Source organism: Brachyspira hyodysenteriae ATCC 27164, from assembly GCF_001676785.2.
Classification (GTDB): domain Bacteria; phylum Spirochaetota; class Brachyspiria; order Brachyspirales; family Brachyspiraceae; genus Brachyspira; species Brachyspira hyodysenteriae.
On sequence record NZ_CP015910.2, the window covers coordinates 512,432 to 532,622 of the forward strand.

21 protein-coding genes are annotated in these 20,191 nt (G+C 26.7%); 9 read left to right on the forward strand and 12 right to left on the reverse strand.

The genetic code is table 11. From position 1 onward, the window contains the following. The first annotated feature begins 431 nt into the window (after positions 1 to 431). From BHYOB78_RS02365 to BHYOB78_RS02375, 3 genes are all read left to right on the forward strand, one after another. Positions 432 to 998 (forward strand): GNAT family N-acetyltransferase, encoded by a 567-nt coding sequence (locus BHYOB78_RS02365; RefSeq protein ID WP_020064306.1) that lies wholly within the window; start codon positions 432 to 434, stop codon positions 996 to 998. Positions 999 to 1,080: 82 nt separating this feature from the next. After that, complete coding sequence (locus BHYOB78_RS02370; RefSeq protein ID WP_020064305.1) at positions 1,081 to 2,058, forward strand: ankyrin repeat domain-containing protein; 978 nt, start codon at positions 1,081 to 1,083, stop codon at positions 2,056 to 2,058. A 79-nt stretch (positions 2,059 to 2,137) separates the two neighbouring features. Continuing rightward, complete coding sequence (locus BHYOB78_RS02375; protein WP_012671760.1) at positions 2,138 to 2,479, forward strand: hypothetical protein; 342 nt, start codon at positions 2,138 to 2,140, stop codon at positions 2,477 to 2,479. 71 nt (positions 2,480 to 2,550) lie between these two features. Here BHYOB78_RS02375 and BHYOB78_RS02380 read toward each other — a convergent pair whose 3' ends face one another. Beyond that, entirely contained in the window at positions 2,551 to 3,222 is a 672-nt protein-coding gene (locus BHYOB78_RS02380; protein ID WP_020064304.1) for a hypothetical protein, read from the reverse strand. A gap of 331 nt (positions 3,223 to 3,553) precedes the next feature. On the opposite strand from BHYOB78_RS02380, the gene BHYOB78_RS02385 reads away from it, so the two are divergent. Together BHYOB78_RS02385 and BHYOB78_RS02390 are read left to right on the forward strand one after the other, a co-directional pair. Continuing rightward, positions 3,554 to 4,240 (forward strand): potassium channel family protein, encoded by a 687-nt coding sequence (locus BHYOB78_RS02385; RefSeq protein ID WP_012671762.1) that lies wholly within the window; start codon positions 3,554 to 3,556, stop codon positions 4,238 to 4,240. A gap of 3 nt (positions 4,241 to 4,243) precedes the next feature. Next, entirely contained in the window at positions 4,244 to 4,462 is a 219-nt protein-coding gene (locus tag BHYOB78_RS02390; RefSeq protein ID WP_020064303.1) for a DUF2905 domain-containing protein, read from the forward strand. A gap of 105 nt (positions 4,463 to 4,567) precedes the next feature. On the opposite strand, the gene nhaC is transcribed toward BHYOB78_RS02390, so the two are convergent. After that, positions 4,568 to 5,986 (reverse strand): Na+/H+ antiporter NhaC, encoded by a 1,419-nt coding sequence (gene nhaC, locus BHYOB78_RS02395; protein WP_020064302.1) that lies wholly within the window; start codon positions 5,984 to 5,986, stop codon positions 4,568 to 4,570. A 311-nt stretch (positions 5,987 to 6,297) separates the two neighbouring features. Between nhaC and BHYOB78_RS02400 the strand changes: the two genes are divergently transcribed. Continuing rightward, complete coding sequence (locus BHYOB78_RS02400) at positions 6,298 to 6,813, forward strand: chemotaxis protein CheW (RefSeq protein WP_020064301.1); 516 nt, start codon at positions 6,298 to 6,300, stop codon at positions 6,811 to 6,813. Between the two features lie 22 nt (positions 6,814 to 6,835). On the opposite strand, the gene BHYOB78_RS02405 is transcribed toward BHYOB78_RS02400, so the two are convergent. Further along, entirely contained in the window at positions 6,836 to 7,438 is a 603-nt protein-coding gene (locus tag BHYOB78_RS02405) for a 5-formyltetrahydrofolate cyclo-ligase (protein ID WP_020064300.1), read from the reverse strand. Beyond that, complete coding sequence (locus BHYOB78_RS02410; RefSeq protein WP_012671769.1) at positions 7,422 to 8,177, reverse strand: PilZ domain-containing protein; 756 nt, start codon at positions 8,175 to 8,177, stop codon at positions 7,422 to 7,424. The genes BHYOB78_RS02405 and BHYOB78_RS02410 overlap by 17 nt, the downstream gene beginning before the upstream one ends. Positions 8,178 to 8,326: 149 nt before the next feature. On the opposite strand from BHYOB78_RS02410, the gene BHYOB78_RS02415 reads away from it, so the two are divergent. The 3 genes from BHYOB78_RS02415 to BHYOB78_RS02425 all read left to right on the forward strand — a co-directional run bounded on the left by BHYOB78_RS02415 (position 8,327) and on the right by BHYOB78_RS02425 (position 11,968). Next, complete coding sequence (locus BHYOB78_RS02415) at positions 8,327 to 8,794, forward strand: YkvA family protein (RefSeq protein ID WP_012671770.1); 468 nt, start codon at positions 8,327 to 8,329, stop codon at positions 8,792 to 8,794. Between the two features lie 2 nt (positions 8,795 to 8,796). Further along, complete coding sequence (locus tag BHYOB78_RS02420) at positions 8,797 to 10,887, forward strand: ATP-dependent DNA helicase RecG (protein WP_020064299.1); 2,091 nt, start codon at positions 8,797 to 8,799, stop codon at positions 10,885 to 10,887. 187 nt (positions 10,888 to 11,074) lie between these two features. Beyond that, entirely contained in the window at positions 11,075 to 11,968 is an 894-nt protein-coding gene (locus BHYOB78_RS02425) for an Abi family protein (protein WP_020064298.1), read from the forward strand. Positions 11,969 to 12,391: 423 nt separating this feature from the next. Here the strand turns inward: BHYOB78_RS02425 and BHYOB78_RS02430 are convergent, their stop codons facing one another. From BHYOB78_RS02430 to BHYOB78_RS02465, 8 genes are all read right to left on the reverse strand, one after another. After that, entirely contained in the window at positions 12,392 to 14,083 is a 1,692-nt protein-coding gene (locus BHYOB78_RS02430; protein ID WP_012671773.1) for a phospho-sugar mutase, read from the reverse strand. A 264-nt stretch (positions 14,084 to 14,347) separates the two neighbouring features. Then, positions 14,348 to 15,019, reverse strand: a complete 672-nt coding sequence (locus tag BHYOB78_RS02435; RefSeq protein WP_012671774.1) for a leucine-rich repeat protein — start codon at positions 15,017 to 15,019, stop codon at positions 14,348 to 14,350. 17 nt (positions 15,020 to 15,036) lie between these two features. Beyond that, on the reverse strand, positions 15,037 to 16,044 hold the full coding sequence (locus tag BHYOB78_RS02440; protein WP_020064297.1) for a leucine-rich repeat domain-containing protein: 1,008 nt from the start codon (positions 16,042 to 16,044) through the stop codon (positions 15,037 to 15,039). 122 nt (positions 16,045 to 16,166) lie between these two features. Beyond that, on the reverse strand, positions 16,167 to 16,862 hold the full coding sequence (locus BHYOB78_RS02445) for a leucine-rich repeat protein (RefSeq protein ID WP_020064296.1): 696 nt from the start codon (positions 16,860 to 16,862) through the stop codon (positions 16,167 to 16,169). Positions 16,863 to 16,874: 12 nt separating this feature from the next. Further along, a complete protein-coding gene (locus BHYOB78_RS02450; protein WP_012671777.1) occupies positions 16,875 to 17,945 on the reverse strand; it encodes a leucine-rich repeat domain-containing protein in 1,071 nt (356 codons plus the stop codon). Positions 17,946 to 18,028: 83 nt separating this feature from the next. Then, positions 18,029 to 18,676 (reverse strand): outer membrane protein, encoded by a 648-nt coding sequence (locus BHYOB78_RS02455; protein WP_012671778.1) that lies wholly within the window; start codon positions 18,674 to 18,676, stop codon positions 18,029 to 18,031. A gap of 11 nt (positions 18,677 to 18,687) precedes the next feature. Further along, complete coding sequence (locus BHYOB78_RS02460) at positions 18,688 to 19,356, reverse strand: tia invasion determinant (protein ID WP_020064295.1); 669 nt, start codon at positions 19,354 to 19,356, stop codon at positions 18,688 to 18,690. A 20-nt stretch (positions 19,357 to 19,376) separates the two neighbouring features. Further along, on the reverse strand, positions 19,377 to 20,186 hold the full coding sequence (locus BHYOB78_RS02465; RefSeq protein WP_020064294.1) for an autotransporter outer membrane beta-barrel domain-containing protein: 810 nt from the start codon (positions 20,184 to 20,186) through the stop codon (positions 19,377 to 19,379). Positions 20,187 to 20,191: the final 5 nt, after the last annotated feature.

Consider the following 20,191-nt stretch of genomic DNA (forward strand, 5'->3'; position numbering starts at 1 on the left):
TTTTATATATATAATATTAAAAATTTTATTTTCATTCCCAACCCTTTATTACTTATGACTTTATTTTTATTTTTTATTTTCATTATCTTTACAGTTTAATTAGAAATTTTAACGCCCGCCCAAGCTTTGTTTAAATTTAAAATATATATAACGCACGGTGAGCAAAATTTTTAATATAATGAAATTTGAATTAAAAATAAAGCTATATTTTTTAGCTTTATTCTGCGTGCGGTGAATATACTATAATTTTTTAAAAAATTGGGTGGGCAGCAAAAATTACTGTAAAATGCGAAGAAGAAAAATAATATAGAAATACCAGATATGATAGAAAGGCTATAGGGTGGGCATATGTAATTAAGTTATAAAACTAGTATATATAAAAAATAATTTATGATAAAATGAATTTACTATTTTTATGATTTGGTGAAAATATGTTAAATACACAAAGACTTATAATAAGAAAATTTAATATAGATGATGCCGAAGCTTTATTTAGTATATTATCTGATGAAGAAGTTAATAAATATCTTCCATGGTTTCCTTTTAAAAGTTTAGAAGAAACTAAAATATATTTACAAAAATTTTATTTAGATACAAATGATAATCATAATTTTTACAGATATGCAGTATGTTTAAAAGAAGATAATATACCTATAGGTTATGTGCATTTTTTAAATAATAATGATAATAATGATTTTGGGTATGGACTAAAAAAAGAATATTGGAATATTGGAATAATTACAGAGGCTTCAAAAAGAGTTATAGAAGAATTGAAAATAAATAATATAAAATATATAACAGCCACGCATGATATAAATAATATTGCAAGCGGTGAAGTTATGAAAAAAATTGGGATGCATTATCAATACAGTTATGAGGAATTATGGCAGCCTAAAAATATAAAAGTTGTATTTAAAATGTATCAATTAAATTTAGATGATGATAGTAAAAGAGTTTATAAAGGTTATTGGAATAAATATAAAAATCACTTAATATAAAATTATGATAATTGATATAATTAATAATATATGGTAATATATAAATAATAGTTCAATATGTAACTAATTATTGGGGGATATTATGAGATTTATTTTATGTACATTTTTATTATTGATACTATTGTCTTGCTCTCAAAAGTCTGATATTAATGTTGATGAAAATATTCAAAATGATGAAACATCTATGGAAGGCGGAAATATAGTTCAGGATTTATCTATAGAAGATGCTATAGCAGAATATGAAGAAAGCCCTTGTATAGATATAATAAAAAATCTCATTAGTTCAGGCAATATAAATAGCACTTTAACAGAAACTACAAATATAGTAAATACTGAAGATACAGAATATGATCTCAGTGTAACTTTTGACGAGGGTACTACGGCATTAATGATAGCTTCGTATTATGGATATGCTGATTTGGTAAATGCACTTATACAAAGTAATGCTGATGTTAATATGAAAAACAAAAGAAATTATACAGCCCTTTTATATGCTACAGATATATGGTCTAGACAGGGTATTGGAATATATGATAGTAATTTCAATGTTGTTGAGCTTTTAGTAATGGCTAAAGCAGATGTTAATGCTGTTAATAATTATGGATGGAGTCCTTTATTCTTTGCTGCTGATAATTCTAATTCTGATGTGGCTGCATTTTTAGTTGATAATGGCGCTAATATTAATGCTGTGTCTGATGAAGGAATAACACCTCTATTAGTGGCAAATGATGTTGAAACAGTAAAAATATTATCTAAGACAGTTAATATTAATAAACCTAATTTTGCTGGAGTAACACCTTTAATATCTTTTGCTGGAAGAGAAATATCTATAGAGGCTATCAGCATTTTACTTGAGAATGGAGCTGATGTAAATATGGTAGATAAAGATGGTGAAACAGCTCTTTCTTATGCTATTGAAAATGGTAATTTTGATGCAGCTTTAATATTGCTTGAAAACAATGCCAATCCTAATCTTGCTAAGAAGAAAGCTAAAGATTTGGCAAATATAGCAAGAGAATTGGGAGATGAGGAAGTAGCCTCTATATTGGATAAATATTAATAAAAATACTTTGACAAATTATTTTATTTTGATATATTTATTATATTGTAAAAATTTATATATTTATTGGAGTTTTATAATGTTTGATAACAATGTTCATTATATAAGAAAAGAGCTTGAATCTATTTACAAGATTATAGTTGAGAATTTAGGAAAAGAATTACTAAACACTGAAATTAAGCGTTTAGAGTATGAGCCTAAAATGGATAGGATTAATATTAACAATTTTATCTTTATAAGACTTACTTTTGAAAATGAATATGATCACAAAGAACTTTATTACGATATATATATTGAAGATGAAGATGGACATGATGTTGAGAGAGCTTTAATAAGTGTAGAAAAGCCTTTTACTAAAGTTGTTGATAAAATAGATTATTTGGTAAAATTAAATTATCAAGCTAATGAAGATGATGATTGATTTTTTTATTTAAGATTTAAAAATAAAAAGAGAGGCTTAAAAGCCCCTCTTTTTTGTATTTATTATCAGCATTAATTTAATGCTCTAGTTGATAATACAAATTTATCTTCCCTGTATTTTTGAGTATTTCCAGATATTAAATCATTTAATTTTGTTTTTACTCTTTCTATAGTATCTCCGTCAACTATATATAGAGTATCTCTATCAACTAAATAGTAGCCTTCATATTCTGTATCAAAATCATAATCATCTCTTTCAGTATTTTGAACTATACATGCATTTTTATCTTTATTAGCCTGAGCATTAGGAATAACAATATCTGAGATATGTTTTAATGAAGAATATTCATCTCTTCCATCAATTCTTCCATTTTCATATTCTCTTTTTACCATTTCAGAATTTTCATTGAAGAATACAAATTCTTCTTCTGTTTCTAATCTTCCATCATCATAATCTGACTCTGATTGATACCAAGTAGTAGAATATAATCTTTCTAATAAATTATAGTCTCCTCCAGAAGCTAGATTATTTACAGCATTATTAGCAGAAACAGAATAATTTGCTGTTGTAGATTTGCTTACTCCATTCCAGTTAGCCAATGGAGTACCTTCTCTTACTGTTTTGTCATCACTTGGTACATTAGTTGTCAATGGTTTATCTCCTGAGGCAGGACCTGTTGCCTTGTTACCGCATGCTACTGCAAATACGGATAAAATACTTATAATTAATATTATCTTTTTCATATTTTTTTAATCCTTTCAATTTTTGTTTTTAAATATAACAATAATGCAAAATTATTGTAAAAAAAATTTATAAAATTAGGTTATTTTAAAATTTTTTTTATTTTTGTTTATTTTGAGTAAAGAAATATTGTTTTGTTTGTATAAAATGTATAGAAATATCTATTAAATCTATTAAATATATTTAATAGATTTAATATATTTAATAGATTTAATATTATTCATAAATAAATACTATTATATTTTATTATAATTTAATTAATAATGTTTTTGACAAATTTTAATATTGTTCTATAATATAAAAATATTAAATAAAAGTAATTAGGGGATTGATATGCTTCAATATGCTGTTATAGGAGTAGGTACTTTAGGCAAGGCATTAATTAACAGACTTATGACAAAACCTTCTATAGAAGTGTTTGCTATAGATAATGATATAAACGAAATAGAAGCTATAAAAAATAATGTAACTCAAGCTATGCGTTTGGACTCTACTCAAAAAGAGGCATTGGAAGCTATTGAGATTAATAAATTCGATGCTGTTATACTTACAATAGGTGAAGATATGATGACAAGCATATTAACAGCATTACTTTTAAAAGAGCTTAATGTAAAAAATATTATAGCAAGATACTCTAATGAAAAGCATAGAGCCATATTAAGTATGATAGGAATAACACATTTGGTAAGCCCTGAAGAGTCTATGGGGGTGCATATTGCAGAACAGCTTGAAGTAGGTGATACGCTTCTGCTTTATGATCTTACTGAATATCACTCTATAGTAGAATTTCCTGTTCATGGCGGGCTTGCCGGTAAAAATTTAAAAGAACTTGATTTGAGAAAGAAATACAAAATAAATGTTGTTGCCATAAAGAAAGAAACTGTCGGAATATTGGGAGAGAAAAAAGTTATTGTGGATTGTACTCCTGATCCTGATGTGCCTATGGTTGAAGGCGATATACTTATCATTGCAGGTCATGATAAAGATATAGAAAAAATGTATAAGAAAATGGCTGAATAATAAATGAATATTCAAATTGCTAAACTTTTTATAGTTATTGGTATAATATCAATAATCATTGGCATACTATTTTTATTTAATATGAAAATTCCTTTTGGAAAACTTCCTGGCGATATAATGATAAAAAAAGAGAATTTTACTTTTTCATTTCCTTTGGTCAGCTGTATTATAATCAGTGTATTATTATCTTTTATAATGTGGCTGATATCTAGATTTAAATAACAATATATTGTTATGGTATTAAAAAAATATACATTGATTATATAATTATATTTTTTATTAGTAAATCAAAGTTAATTAACTTAATAAGTAATAAATTTTAATTTTCTAATTATTCTTATTGATTTGTACAGCAAACTTAGGTAAAGTAAGCATATAAATAAATGAAATCCCTATACTAATTAAATTAAAAAATGAATAAGGCATGTACTGTAAAGTATGCACTCCAAGTATAGAAGTCATATAAACTCCTGTAACAGTCCAAGGCAGTAAAACCTCTGTAAGAGTTCCACCTTCTTCCATAGTTCTTGAAAGTACGCCTCTATTAACATTGTATTTGTCATATACGGTTTTTAATACATCTCCTAAAGTTAAAAAAGTAAATTGTAAACTGCTTAATGCTGAATTTATAGTGAATGTTGTAAACCAAGTTACAAATATTAAACTTCTGGCACCTCTGACTATTTTTACCAATAATTCTATCAAAGTATTTAAAGTACCTATTAATTGAAGCATAGCTCCGTAAGTAAGAGCAAGTATCAAAAATAATACGCTAGGCATTGTACTTATCATTCCGCCTCTGTTTAATAAAGTATGAAGGTTTTGTGGTATGCTTTCAGGATTAACTGTAGGCGACATAGAAATATTAAAACCTGTTACAAATGATTTCATAGCATTAATAAATCCAAAGTTTTGAAATATTGCTCCTAATATTATTGCAATTAAACTTCCAATGAACATAGTTATTACAGGATTAACACCTTTTACACTTGCAATAAGTACGAATATTGGAGGAATAAGTAAAAATATATTGAAATTGTATATATTTTCTAATGAAGTTAATATCTCGCTTGCCTCTTTTAAATTTAGTATATCCGAATTAATAGGAGATGCATTGAAACCTAATACAGTAAAAACAATAGCTGCTAATATTGCAGATGGTATAGTGTTTACAAGCATAGTTTTTATATGATTTTGTAAAGTAGTTCCAGCACCAAGAGCGGCCAAAACAGTAGTATCCGATATAGGAGAGTTTTTATCGCCAAGATATGCACCGCTTATAACAGCACCGGCAACCAATGGAAGAGGTGTATTTGTAGCCTGTGCTATTCCTATAAAAGCCACACCAGCAGTAGAAGCAGAGCCCCAAGAAGTACCTGTAAATATAGATAGAAAAGATGTTATAACAAAAGCCATTAAAGGTATAAATGAAGGGTGAATTAATTTAATTCCATAGTATATAAGCATAGGTACAGTACCAGAATATACCCAGGAACCAACTACTATACCTATTAATATAAATATTAGAACTCCAAGCCAAGTATCTACTATCTTTTTTATGAAAGCCTCTTCCATATCTTTCCATTTATAACCTGCAAAATATGCTATTATACAGGCAATTAAGGTTCCTATTGTAAGTAAGAATTCTATAGGTACTCCATATTTTACAGTAAATATTAAAACAGTTATAAGTATAAATAATAGAGGAAAAAGCTTCCAAAATGTATTTATTTTTTTTATATTCATGAGTATACTCCATATATTCTAAAAACATTGTAACGATTAATATTACAACAATATATAACATATTTTTATTATGATGTCAATATTTATAAGTAATTTTTATTATTTATAATCAGGAAGAATGTATTTTTTTATAGTATTAATATATTAATAAAATTTATATATAGATTGACTTTTAACAAAAAATATCATAAAATTATAGCAGTTATAAAATCCGTTTTGCAATTTTTATTTGCAAATATTTTTGTATATATAAAAAATAAGAAATTATTTCCGATAATAGAACAACTGTAAATAATATGGAGGCATAATAAATGGCAGAGCAGACAGAGCAACAACCTATTGAAAGTACCGAAAATAGAGTTGACCTCGAAGATAGTACAAACCTTGTTACTTTTAGATTAGGCAGCGGTGAGTATGCTATAGACATCATGCAGGCTAAAGAGATAATCAAAATGGAAAAGATTACTCTCATTCCTAATGCCCCAGATTTCGTTGAAGGCGTAATAAATTTGCGCGGTAATATTATACCTATAATCGACTTAAAAAAGAGATTCAATTTAGAAGAAACAGAAGGCGATAAAAATACTGGTATTATCATAGTAAAAATAGAAGATGTTGATATGGGAATAATCATTGACTCTATTTCTAAGGTAGTATCAATTTCTAATTCTGATATTCAGCCTCCTCCTCCAATGCTTTCAGGTATAGGTCAGAAATATATTAAAGGTGTAGGTAAATTAGAAGATAAATTATTAGTTGTTTTAGACCTAGAAAAACTATTTACTACAGATGAAGAAGAGGAAGAAACTGCTTCTGCTGATAGTTAAAACTAAAAAATTAGATTTAATATTAAAAAGTAGCAGTTATTACTTTGCTTTCGCTTATTATAATATCTAATATTTCATCATTATTATCTTTTGGTATTGAAGGGAGTATTTGATAGTCATAAGCTAAGCCTATTCTCAAGGCATTTTTATTTCTTTTTAATATGTTGTCGTAATATCCTCTTCCAAATCCGAGCCTATTGCATTTCTCATCAAAAGCTAATGCCGGAATAATGAACATAGATATTTCATTTATATTACAGTCTTTACAATGCTCAAATGGTTCACCGCATCCGAATTTTGTGTTTCTGTTAATATCTTTATCATAATCATTAATATATTTTAATTTCATATTATGATTATCTATAAGAAAAGGTACAGATACTTTGATATTATTTTTTAAAGCATAATTTATTATTTCATAAGTAGGGACTTCATTATTAAAATCTACATATACAGATATAGAATGAAATTTATTAATATTTACTATATTTTTAAATTTTTTAAAAATTACAGCACTTTTATCCTTAATGAAGTCAGGATCTAAATTATTTCTAATGAGTTTAAAGGATTCTCTTATTAAATTTTTTGCTTCTTTAATATTATTTTCATTAGGAGAAGTTTTCATCTTTTAATTCTACTAATAATTCCTGTAATAGCTTATCTCTAATAATTTGGTCAATAATTTTTTGTGATGCCATACCTATATCAATAAATTGTACGGCAAAACCTTTAGGTAAATCAGGTTTCTGATTCTCATTATTTATCCAAACCACTTTAGCTTCAGTAAATAATTTGAAATCTTTGAATGATATTGTTAGACCTAACATATCTCCTTTATCAGGAATATTAGTATCAGATGATATATAAGCTCCATTTCCGCTTATAGAAAGGATATTTCTATCTATAGTACCTCTGATTTTATCTTTATATGCTATAATAACATTTAACGGCCAGTTTACTCTTGAATATTGTCTTCTTTTTTTATTTCCATCATCTAATATTTTTGAAACTTCATTTTGTATAGATTGTACTATTACACTTACATCTGTATTTCTATGGAATATTAAAGCATATGGATATGCAGTTTCATCAAAATCGTCTGGTACATCTGTCATAACTAATTTTATTTGCGGATTAATTTTTTTTACTTTTTCTACAAATAAATTAATACTATCTTTTTCATTTTCAGTATATCTTATTATATAAAAATATATATTTAAGTTATTTTCTATGATATAACCTAAAGAAGAACTGGTATCATTAAAAGTGCTTATATCAAATATGTTATTGAAAGCATTTTTGTATTTAGTTAAAATAGATGGATTATTTTCTATAATTACACCTTTTATTTGTTCTTTATCCATTATTCCTTCTCCTGATAAAACTTGCTTATTAAGTATAACATAATTTATTATTTATGCAATATTTTGAATAAAAAAATGGAAGTATCAAGTTATTCATATTTTCTGTTTATATGTTATAATAGTATTAAAAGTTTTAAAGAGAGTAGTTTATGGGAATAAAAGAAAAATCAAAAGAATTATGGGAAAAAATTTCATTAGAAACTACATTTGAAAAATTAACATCTATTATTGATAAATCAAAAGATATATTAAATTTATCTTCATCAAGGCATCTTTCTAGATTTTTAGATAAGATTCAGTTGATGGTTGATATGATAGGAGATTATATTAATGGCAATTATAAGGATATTCCATGGAAAAGTTTATCTGCAATAGCAGGAGCATTAATATATTTGATATTTCCTTTAGATGTTCTTCCTGATTTATTTCCTTTTATTGGATTATTAGATGATGCTTTTATTATAGGATTATGTATAAAATGTTTCTCTACTGATCTAAATCAGTATAAAATTTGGAAATATGGAGAATTAGATGAGGAAGCTGAAGAAGCTGAATATGAAATAGTAGATGATGAAGACGATTATGACGAAGAAACTGAAGAAGATTATAGGGAATAAATTTGCTTAATAACGATTATAGTAAAGATATATTTACTAAAAGTATAAAATATTCAAAAGGTGTAGGTCCTAAATACGCGGAAATACTTGCTAAAAAGGGTATAATTACTTTATATGATTTAATAGCTTTTTTTCCAAGAACTTATGATGACAGAAGAAAAACTTTAAAACTTCATGAAGCATTGGAAAATAAAGATAAAACTTCTGTTGTATATGTAGAAGTTATAGAGGTATCAAGTTTTACTTTTCAATATAAAAACAAGCCGTTAGTTATAGTTACAGATGGTATTGCTATATGCGAAGTGCCTATTTATGGCGGAAGATTGCCTGCTGGAGTATCTAAAGGAGCTAAATTATATTTAACAGGCAAATTTATAAGAAGCGGTAGGGGTAAACTTCAATGCAGAATGACTGAATTTGAAAAACCTTCTTCTAATGCCTTATCCTATGGAAAGATTGTACCTATATATCCGCTTACAGAAGGACTTTCACAAAAAAAGCTTAGAACTTTAATCGTAGATGAGCTTGTAGGCTTTGAAAAGAATATGAAATATGATATCCCAAGCGTCATTAAAAAGAAATATAGACTTAAAAGTTTTGTACCTTCTATTATGGAGATGCATTTTCCTACTTCTTTTGAAGCTTTAGCTGAGGCTAGAGAGAGTTTAATATTTGAAGAGTTTTTAACTTTTCAGTATATACATTTAAGTGAGAGAAGACCTAATATACTTATAAAAGAAGAGAGATATAATTCTGCAAATTTACTAGATAATGTAAAATCAAGTTTATCATTTGAGCTTACTTCGGATCAATTAAATGCTATTGAAGAGATAAAAAATGATTTATTTTCTAATAAGCAGATGTTCAGGTTACTGCAGGGAGATGTTGGGGCAGGAAAGACTATAGTGGCTTTTTTGACAGCGTTAATACCTACTGAATCAGGATTTCAAACTGCATTTTTAGCCCCTACTGAGATATTGGCTTTACAGCATTATAATACTTTCAAAAAACTTATTAAAGCAGCCGGTTTAGAAGATACTATAAAAATAGATATACTCACTTCTTCAGTTAATCAAAACGAAAGAGGATATTTATTAAAAAGATTAAGAGAAGGAAAAAGTCATATATTAGTTGGTACACATTCTATTATTTATGATGAAGTAGTATTTAAAAATCTTTCTTATGCTATAGTAGATGAACAGCAAAGATTTGGGGCAGCTCAAAGAAACAAACTTCTTTCTAAAGGCGAGAATGTTGATTTTTTACTTATGACAGCAACCCCGATTCCTCAGTCTTTAGCATTAACATTATTTGGGGAATTGGATTTATCTATTATAAAGAGTATGCCTAGCAGCAGAAAGGGTGTTCTTACAAAGTATAAAGAGCTTTATGAAAGGGATCATTGCTATAAATTTTTAAAAAGCAGAATAGCTAAAGGTGAGCAGGGTTATGTAGTTTTTCCTCTCATAGAAAATAATGATTCCAGCTTTATCACTCTTTCAAGTGAATTCCAAAGAGCAAAAGAAACTTACTTTTCAGACATTCAAATAGAAGTAATACATGGAAAAATGAAAGATGAAGAGAAAGAATATATAATGAATAGATTTTCTTCAGGTGAAATAAAAGTACTATTTTCTACAACTGTTATAGAAGTTGGTATTGACAATCCTAATGCTACAACAATACTTATAGAAGGTGCAGAACGTTTTGGTTTATCACAGCTTCATCAGCTTAGGGGTAGGGTAGGCAGAGGAGATAAATTAGGCTACTGCTATTTAATACTACATAGTGAGCTTAATGACATCATAAAAGAAAGAATTAACATAATATGCGAAACTACTGACGGATTTAAGATATCAGAAAAAGACTTGGAACTAAGAGGGGCTGGGGAGTTTTTAGGAGATAGGCAAAGCGGAATACCAGATTTCAAACTTGGTAACATCATAAAAGACAAAGAGATAATGCGTAAGGCAAAAGATGAAATGCGTTCTTTATTGAGAGATGAAAATTCAAGAGAGGCTTTTTATAAAGAAAATGAAGCGTTTATATTAAAAGCTAATTATCTAAAATCAAGAATCGTTAAAGATGAATGATTTTTTATATATTTTAGTATTTTTATACAAATAAAAAAATTATACTATAGTAATTTATTTTATAATAAAATGTTTTGTTTCAATGTTGACAAAAACATCATATAATATATGATTATATTAACAGGACCCCCAGCACGTCATTTTATGGCGTGGACCATGGGGGACATTTTTTATTTTTGGTTATTTTATGGATATAAAACGTCCTTATAAATATGAAGAACAGCTTCAAAAATTGAAAGATAGAGGCTGTATTATTAATGATGATAAAAAATGTATATCTATACTTGAATCAGTAAATTATTATCGTTTTAGTGCTTATTTTTTGCCATTCAAACAAAGTAATGATATTTATATTGATGGTACTTCATTTGAAAAAGTTTTTAATATTTATGAGTTTGATAGAAAATTACATACTATATTGTTCAATGTTTTAGAAGAGATAGAAATTTTTATTCGTGCTAAAATAGCATATTATCATGCTCATAAATACGGAGCATTAGGATATTTAGACGAAAAAAATTTTTATAATACAAATTCAAATCAAAAGCATATAAATAAAAAGATAAACTATCATAAAAAATTTATAAATAATTTTAAAAGAGAAATAAAAAATAATCAAAAGGTATTATTTGTTAAACATCATATATCTAAATATAATAGTAATTTTCCAATATGGGTAGCAACAGAAATATTTACTTTTGGTATGTTATCAACTTTTTTTGCCAATTTAAAATTAGAGGATCAGAAAATATTAGCAAAAGATATGTATAACATTACTGCTAAAAAATTAGAAAGTTGGCTTCGTTGTTGTACGGACTTAAGAAATATTTGTGCTCATTATGGGAGACTTTATTATAGAATTTTTTCATCTATTCCAAAAGAAATGAATCATTTAAATAATAATTCAGAAAGGAAATTATGGGGAGCTATTTTAGCAGTTAAGGAATTGTATCCTTTTAAAGATAAATGGGATTATGATATGCTTCCAAATTTTATTAATCTTGTTGATGAATATGAAAATTATATAGATTTTGTTCATATAGGATTTCCAAAAGAATGGAAAGATTATTTAAAAAAGTAGTTATTATATTATGTAATTTTATTTATACACCCCGCCCTTTATATTTTATTGTTTTATTTATAAATTTTTATTTTGATTATATTTATTGTGTCTTTAGAAATTATAGCCCCCCCCCAAGTGCTTATTAAATTTAAAAAAATTGCTCCACGCACGGTTAGCTGAATTTTATATATGATTAAAATTAGAATTATTAATTAAGCTATATTCATAATTTTACTCTGCGTGCGTTAAAGTAATTATAAATTTAAATAAATCTAGGGTGGGTGTTATAATAACAGTAAAATCTAATAAAGAAAATAATATAATAATAATAAATGAGAATTGTAAACTAAAATGGGAGGGGAGTTATAATAAATCTAAAAATATAAAAAAGCCCCATTAAAAAATAATGAGGCTTTTTTGTAATTGTTTTATTAATATAAATTATTCTTTAATAAACTTTTTGAAATTAGCTACTTTATCTTTAGCAACTGCAAGTCTCTTGTCTTTGCTTTCTTTTACGCAAACTTCAAAATAGAATTTGATTTTTGGCTCAGTACCAGAAGGTCTGATAGTAATCTTAGTTTTATCTTCAAGTATGTACTGAAGAACATTAGATTTAGGTAAAGTAATGTCTTTTATTTTTTTACCAGTATTATCATAAACTTCTTTTTTCTCATAATCGCTTATGCTTTCAACTTTTACACCAGAAATTTCTTTAGGTAAATTGTTTCTGTAATAAGTCATTAAATCAGCTATAGCTTTAGCACCATCAGCACCTTTTTTAGTTATGGAAATAGTTTCTTCATAGAAGTATCCATATTTTTCATAAATGCTTTCTAAATAATCAGCTAATGTCATGTTATTATCTTTACAATAAGCAAGTACTTCAGCAAGCATTAAACAAGAACTAACCCCGTCTTTATCGCGTACATTGGAGTTGATACAATATCCGAAACTTTCTTCAAATCCGAATAAATATGTTCCTTCTTTATCTCTTTCTATAACATCAGCAATCCATTTGAATCCTGTAAGAACATCATAAATCTTAACATTATTAGCATCAGCAATAGCTCTTGCAAGTTCAGTAGTAACTATAGTTTTTACTATAAATGGATTTTTAACATTCTTTTTATTTGTAATGAGATAATAAGCCATAATAGAACCGATTTGGTTTCCAGTAAGGTACATATAAGAACCATCTTTAGTAAGCAAAGCACATCCCATTCTGTCGCAGTCAGGGTCAGTACCCATAACAAGTTCAGCACCTATTTCTTTAGCTTTATCAACAGCAATTTTTAATGCCTCAGGGTTTTCTGGGTTAGGTGATTCAACAGTAGGGAAGTTTCCATTAGGCGGCTGAGCCCCTTCCATAGTTGTTAAATTAGTGAATCCTGCCTTTCTTAAAGCCATAGGAACCATTTTATATCCGGAACCATGAATAGGAGTATAAACTATTTTTATATCATGATGTTTTTTTATGATATCAGGATTAACTAAATATCCCATTAAATCATTCATATATTTATCTTCGATATCTTTTCCTATGATAGTAACTTTTGAAGAGTCTCCCATTTTTACTTCTTCAGGTTTTACTTTTAATACTTCATCAATTATATTTTTATCATGAGGAGGAATAACTTGAGCACCATCAGTCCAATAAACTTTATAACCATTATATTCTTTAGGGTTATGGCTTGCAGTAACAACTATACCAGCAATACATCCTAAACTTCTAACTGCATAAGAAAGAAGTGAAATAGGATGAATATCATCATATAAATAAACGCTTATTCCATTTGAAGACAGTATTTCAGCAGCAGCTTTTGAAAATACATCAGAATTATTTCTTGAATCATAACCTATAGCAACTTTGTAATTACTTCCGCCCTGTTTTAATATATAGTTAGCTAAACCTTGAGTAGCAACACCAACAGTATACTTATTCATTCTGTTAGTACCAACTCCCATTATACCTCTAAGTCCGCCAGTACCGAATTCTAAATCTCTGTAGAAGGCATCTATTAATTCTTTTTCATTACCAGCATCTAATAATGCCTTAATCTCTTTTTTGGTTTCTTCATCATAAGAACCATTAAGCCAAGAATCAATTCTAGCTTTTACTTCTTGTTCCATGTATACACCTCTCTCAATATTTATTTTTAATAAATTTTAACAAAAAATTAATAATTTCTTATTGTTGCTGGCAATAAACTCTATTAAAAATAGCTTACAGCTTTATTTATCTGTTATCAGCTTTTTGTTTATTGATTTTAAAAGTTAATAAAATCATCAACATATAATTTTTTATTAGTAAAAATAAGCAATAATAAAAAATAATAATTTTTATATATAAATTATAGTATACAAAAAGTATATAATCAAGTTAAAATATGTTAATTATTTTGGCATAGGGATACCATAATGTATATTGATCCAATCAGCCCCTAAAAATTTTTTCCAGCTGCCGTCTCCAGGGTCTTTTGCTACATTTGGAAGGTATAAATCAGAAGGTTTTACAGTTCCGGAAAATGGCGTGCCTGCTATTGCATTCGGAGAAGTTCCTAAATATTCTATATTTTTTAAAGAATTGCAGTTTTCAAAACTTGTATTATCAATAATTAATAAGAGAGAAGGTAATTGAACACTCACTAAAGATGTACAGCCTTTAAAAAAATTTGCTATTATTTTTTGAGATGATGCAAAATAAACTGTTGTTACAAATAAAGAATTTTCTAATGTGTAAATATAATTACTTTCCATAACAGCTTTAGATAAATCTAATACAATATTAGTTTCATTTTTAAGAGCATTTTTTATATTATCAAAAATTTTAGAATTTGTCCCAATATATCCTTCAACAGCAATAATATTTTTTCCTGTGATATCTCTATTTTTTTGTAAAGCATCTTTAATCTCTTCTTCTGTGGCATTAGCATCAATTATATAAAGATTTTTGTTTGAATTATTATCATAAATTCCATCACTAAATCCATCAAATGGAGATATTATTTTATATTTGCATGAGCACATTATTATCATTAATATTAATAATACAACTATATTTTTCATTTATATATTTTCCTTTTTTAATTAGGCATAGATTTGCCAAAAATGATGCTGCCTTTATTTTTCCAGTCATATCCCAAGAAATTATTCCAGCTTCCGTCATCTGATGCTACATTTGGTAGATATAAATTTTTTGCGGTTAATTGAGCATCAAATATATCTATTCCTACGGATGTTATATCTGAAGATTTATTTCCTGCATATTCTATATTTTTTAAAGCAACGCATCCTGAAAAAACTCTATCTCCCATTCCTGTTATACTAGCATTTAATCTTATAGATTCCAATGATTTACAGTTATAGAATACAGCATCTCCAATTATTTTTGTTTTTGATGGGATATTAATTGTTTTTAATGATGCACAGTCATAGAATGCCTTTGAATTTATACCGTCTATTATAGTTTCAGGAAGCATAATAGTAATTAAACTAGCACAGTCATTAAATATTCCATTATTTATTATTGTCATTTTTGTTTTTGAAATGTCTGCCAAATATAAAGATCTGCAGCTTTTGAATGCCTCTTGTGAAATTTCTGTTATAGAAGCAGGAAAATTAATTGTTTTTAAAACTAAACAACCTGAAAATGCACTTACACCTATAGTTGTTATAGTATTAGGTAATTTGACATGAATTAAATTTTTATTATCAGTAAATGAATTATCTGCTAATTTTGTCATATCTGTTCTGCTTAAATCAAGAGAAACACCTTTAAGATATTTATCTTTTTTAATGATTGTATTGATGGTGCTTATTATATTATTGTTATCTATATTGTCTTTAGTGTCTTTTAAAAAGATTATATAGCAATTATATTCGTTAAAATATTCCTGCATTATTGATTCTATTTTATCTTCTTTATAATCTGATTTTATAAAATATTTTGAGTCTACATTTTCCGGTATATTAGAAACAGGGATATTACTGCTGCCATATGATTCATCTAAAGAAAATGGATCTGTAACTTTATAATTATTGCATGATATTAATAGTATAAGTAATAATAATAATTTTAACTTTATGAACATCCTTATAATTTTTTCCTCATATTTTATCTTTTAATAAACTTCAAATTAATTTTAAGAAGTTTAAATAAGTTAGAGAATTATATATAAAAAAAAATATATAATCAAGTATAAATATGCATTAATTATTTAGGCATAGAAGCGTTGTAATGTATTTTGTTCCATTTAGAACCTAAGAAATTATCCCAGCTTTGATCACCAGGATCTGTTTTTACATTTGGAAGATATAAGTCAGCAGGCTGCAGACCCGTAAAAGGTGTACCATTTATTATGTTTGGAGAAGTCCCTAAATACTCTACATTTTTTAATGAAGTACATCCTGAAAAACTTGTTGGATCTATTGTATCTAAAGTTTTTTGCAATTGTATACTAGTTACAGAAGTACATCCCTTCAAAAAATTACCTACTAATGTTCTAGATGATGGAAGAAGAACTATTGTTAATTCTGTAGAGTTTTCTAAAGTTCCTTTAAAATTACTTTCTAATGTGGCCATTGATAGGTCTAACTCTATATCTGTTTTACCGCTTATTACTTTTTTTATATTATCAAATATTGAAGAAGTTTGATTTATATATCCTTCTACTATTATTAAATTTTTACCGGTTAATTGTTTATTTTTTTCAAGTGAATTTCTTACTTCCTCTTCACTAGAGTTTGCTCCTATAGTGTACAAATTCTGATTATTATTATTTCCGTTATTCCCATTATTATTATACATATTATTTCCATCATCAATATCAATAATAGGGGATACTATTTTATATTTACAAGATATAATTATTAAAGAAATAAGTATAAATAATGCAGTTATCTTTTTCATTGTCAATTTCCTTTATCTAGGCATAGATTTTCCATAATGAATAGTTGTCCAAGCAACACCTAAAAAATTATCCCAGCTTCCATTTTTAGGATCTTCTGCCACATTAGGAAGGTATAAATCGGTTACAGGTGAACCTCTGAATGTATCATTTTCTTTAAGTATTTTTACGGGATCTGTATCAAGATATTCAACATTTTTAAGCATTTTACAATCAGAAAAAACCTTACCTTCTGAAGGATTTAAAAGGCTTGTTATACTATTAGGTAAGCTTATAGCTGTTAATGATGAGCAAAGATTAAAAGCATTATCATTTATGGTAGTTAATCCTTGATTTAATTTTATACTTTTTAATGATTTACAGCTGTAAAATGCTGCTGTGCCTATAGTTTGTAAAGTTGATGGAAAATTAATTGATTCTAATGATGTACAGTAATTGAATGCTCCATCTGCTATTGAAGTTAATCCTTCAGGAAGTATTACTTCTCTTAAAGTAACACAATTTTTAAATGCATTATTAGCTATAGTTTTTACTTTTGATGTTATATTAATAATTTCTAAAGACATACAGTCTTGAAATGCAGCAGATTGTATATCGGTTATAGAGCTTACTAGATTTATATATTTTAATCTTTCGCATGATTGAAATGCTGATGAATTTATAGTTTTTAATGAGTTAGGAAGCTTAACTTCTATTAAATTTTTATTTGCATTAAATGCACTTTGTGCTATTTCTGTTATATCAGTTCTGCTTAAATCAACAGCAGCTCCGTTATGTAAATAAGCAGGTTTATTAACTACTTTATTTATTGTTTCTATTGTTTTATTTTTATCTATATTATCTTTAGTATCATTTAAAAATATTATATATTCTCCAAAATTCTGGAAATATTTATTCATTATTTCTTCTATTTGCTGTTCAGTGTAATCTGCTTTGATGAAATATTGAGCATCTACATATTCAGGTATAATGCTTATGTTATTATTACTATTATTTTGAATGGAGAATGGATCAGTAACTCTATAATTAGAGCAGGAAATAGCTAATAAATATATAATGAAAATATATTTAATATTTCTAATCATAAATAACCTCTATCTAAGTATTATATTCATTTTTTTACAGTATTCAATTTTTATCATAAAAAAATTAATACTTGTAAAATTATTTATAATTTTGGTACTTTGAATCTCAAACCAAATAATACTTCATGATATCCGTCCGCTTTAGTATCCAATAAATATCTGTATCCCAAATCTATAGACATATATGGTAATACATTATAAGCCATTCCTCCGCTGAATCCGAAAACTATCGTACTTTTTGATAGTCTCTTTTGTATTTTATTATTATCAGTATATGTACCTACTAAATAGTCATTTATTCTAGTTCCTATGGATATTCCTAAATATATCGTAAAAGGAGGGTATTTATCCAATAAGGTTTGTTTGTAGCTTTCATCTGTTAATTCTTCTTTGATTAAAAAGAAATTAATATCAAAATATATAGAACCTAATAGGGTATGCATTTTTATATCATTGGTCATACCTATTACACTTCTTCCCATATATTCAAATTCAAATCTTACAGGAGAAGATTTATTTATAGTTGGTATGCTGTATCCTAAAGAAAATCCTCCGCCTAGATAATTAAAATATCCTAGATCACTATCTGTTTTTTTATAGGCATAATTTCCATCATGTGAAAAAATAAATTTAGGAGTAATATATAAACCTTCAGGAATAAATGAAAATAGTTTTTGATTATTAAAAAATAAAAACATAATCATAAATATAATTAAATAATATCTTTTCATCTAATCCGCTCCTAAAAATTAAACCTTAAAGATGCCACTATATCATGATTAGACTGAAGTTCTGTAGTGAAAGTTACTCTATAGCTTAAATCTAAACTAATTAACGGAGTTATATGAAACGCAAAACCGCCTCCAAGTCCGTAAAGAAATTGCACCATATTATAGTAATAACTATAATTAAAAATACCATTCTGTTCAAAAATATTACTAGTTATATATGTATTTAGTCCTGCCCCCATCAAGAATCCGGCATAAACAGACATTAAAGGTCTTTTCCCATTATTAATTCTAGTTCTAATTGAATCAGGATTATCATAATTTACATACCAAAAATAGAAATCATAATAAGCACCAAATAAAAAACTATGTGAATACATTGTTTTTACTCTTGGTATATAAACATTTTCTGAAATAGGATTTCTATATAGATATTCAAATTCAAGTCTTACAGTGCTGTATTTATGAAATATGTCGAAATTGTATCCTATTGAAATACCTCCTCCTACATATAAGTTTTGTATATTTTTTTTATCATCATTTGGTTTTCTTATTCCTGAATCTTCTATCTCCAACAAAAATTTAGGCGATAAATAAACTCCTATATCATATGCTATAAGAGTATTAGTTAGGCAAACTATAAATAAACAGCCAATTGAAAACTTTTTTATTATAAACTTCATAAAATAATTTCCTTAAAATATCAAAAAAGTATTCCAATAGAAAATCTTGGAAGAGGTACTAGTCTTATCAAGCTTTTATATGAAATACCTATATCAATTATTGATATATCTAAAAAAGGACGAATACCGCTATTAACTCCTAATCCTCTCGATAAATCTATTCTAAATCCCATTTCTCCGGATATATAAAAATCCATTATATTGCTATTTCTATTTGTATATGATGATGAATCTTTTTGATATTCTCTGCCATGTGTTATAAACAATGTTGTTCCAACTTTAGGCATTAAGAAAAATCCTGATGCTCTGTCTTTCTTATTAAAATAAAATCTTAAACCTGCAGAAAGTCCGAGTCCATATACATTTCCATTGTATGTGGCTTTTGAATTATCATAATATGTTTTCATATTATAAAAGCCGGCATCTACATTAACATCCATTTTTTCAGTTAGTCTGTATGTATATGTAAGTCCCAATCCGAAAGTACCTTGCAGCTTTAGATTGCTTGGATCATTACTAGGTAAAGCAAGATTAAAAACTGACGGAGCTATAAGCATATAAAAAATTGTAGGTCCGAAATCAACTCCTATAGAATGTCTATGAGAGCTTAGAGCATCATTTATATTTGCTATACTATTATTATTTGCTGTACTGTTATTATAGTTATTATTATTTGCTGTACTGTTATTATAGTTATTATTATTTGCTGTACTGTCATTATAATTATTATTATTTGCATTTTTATTTATAATATTGTTTGAAGGTTCTTGTGCTAGAATATTATTAGCAAGTATAAATAAAAATAAAATTATTAATATATTCTTTTTCATTATTT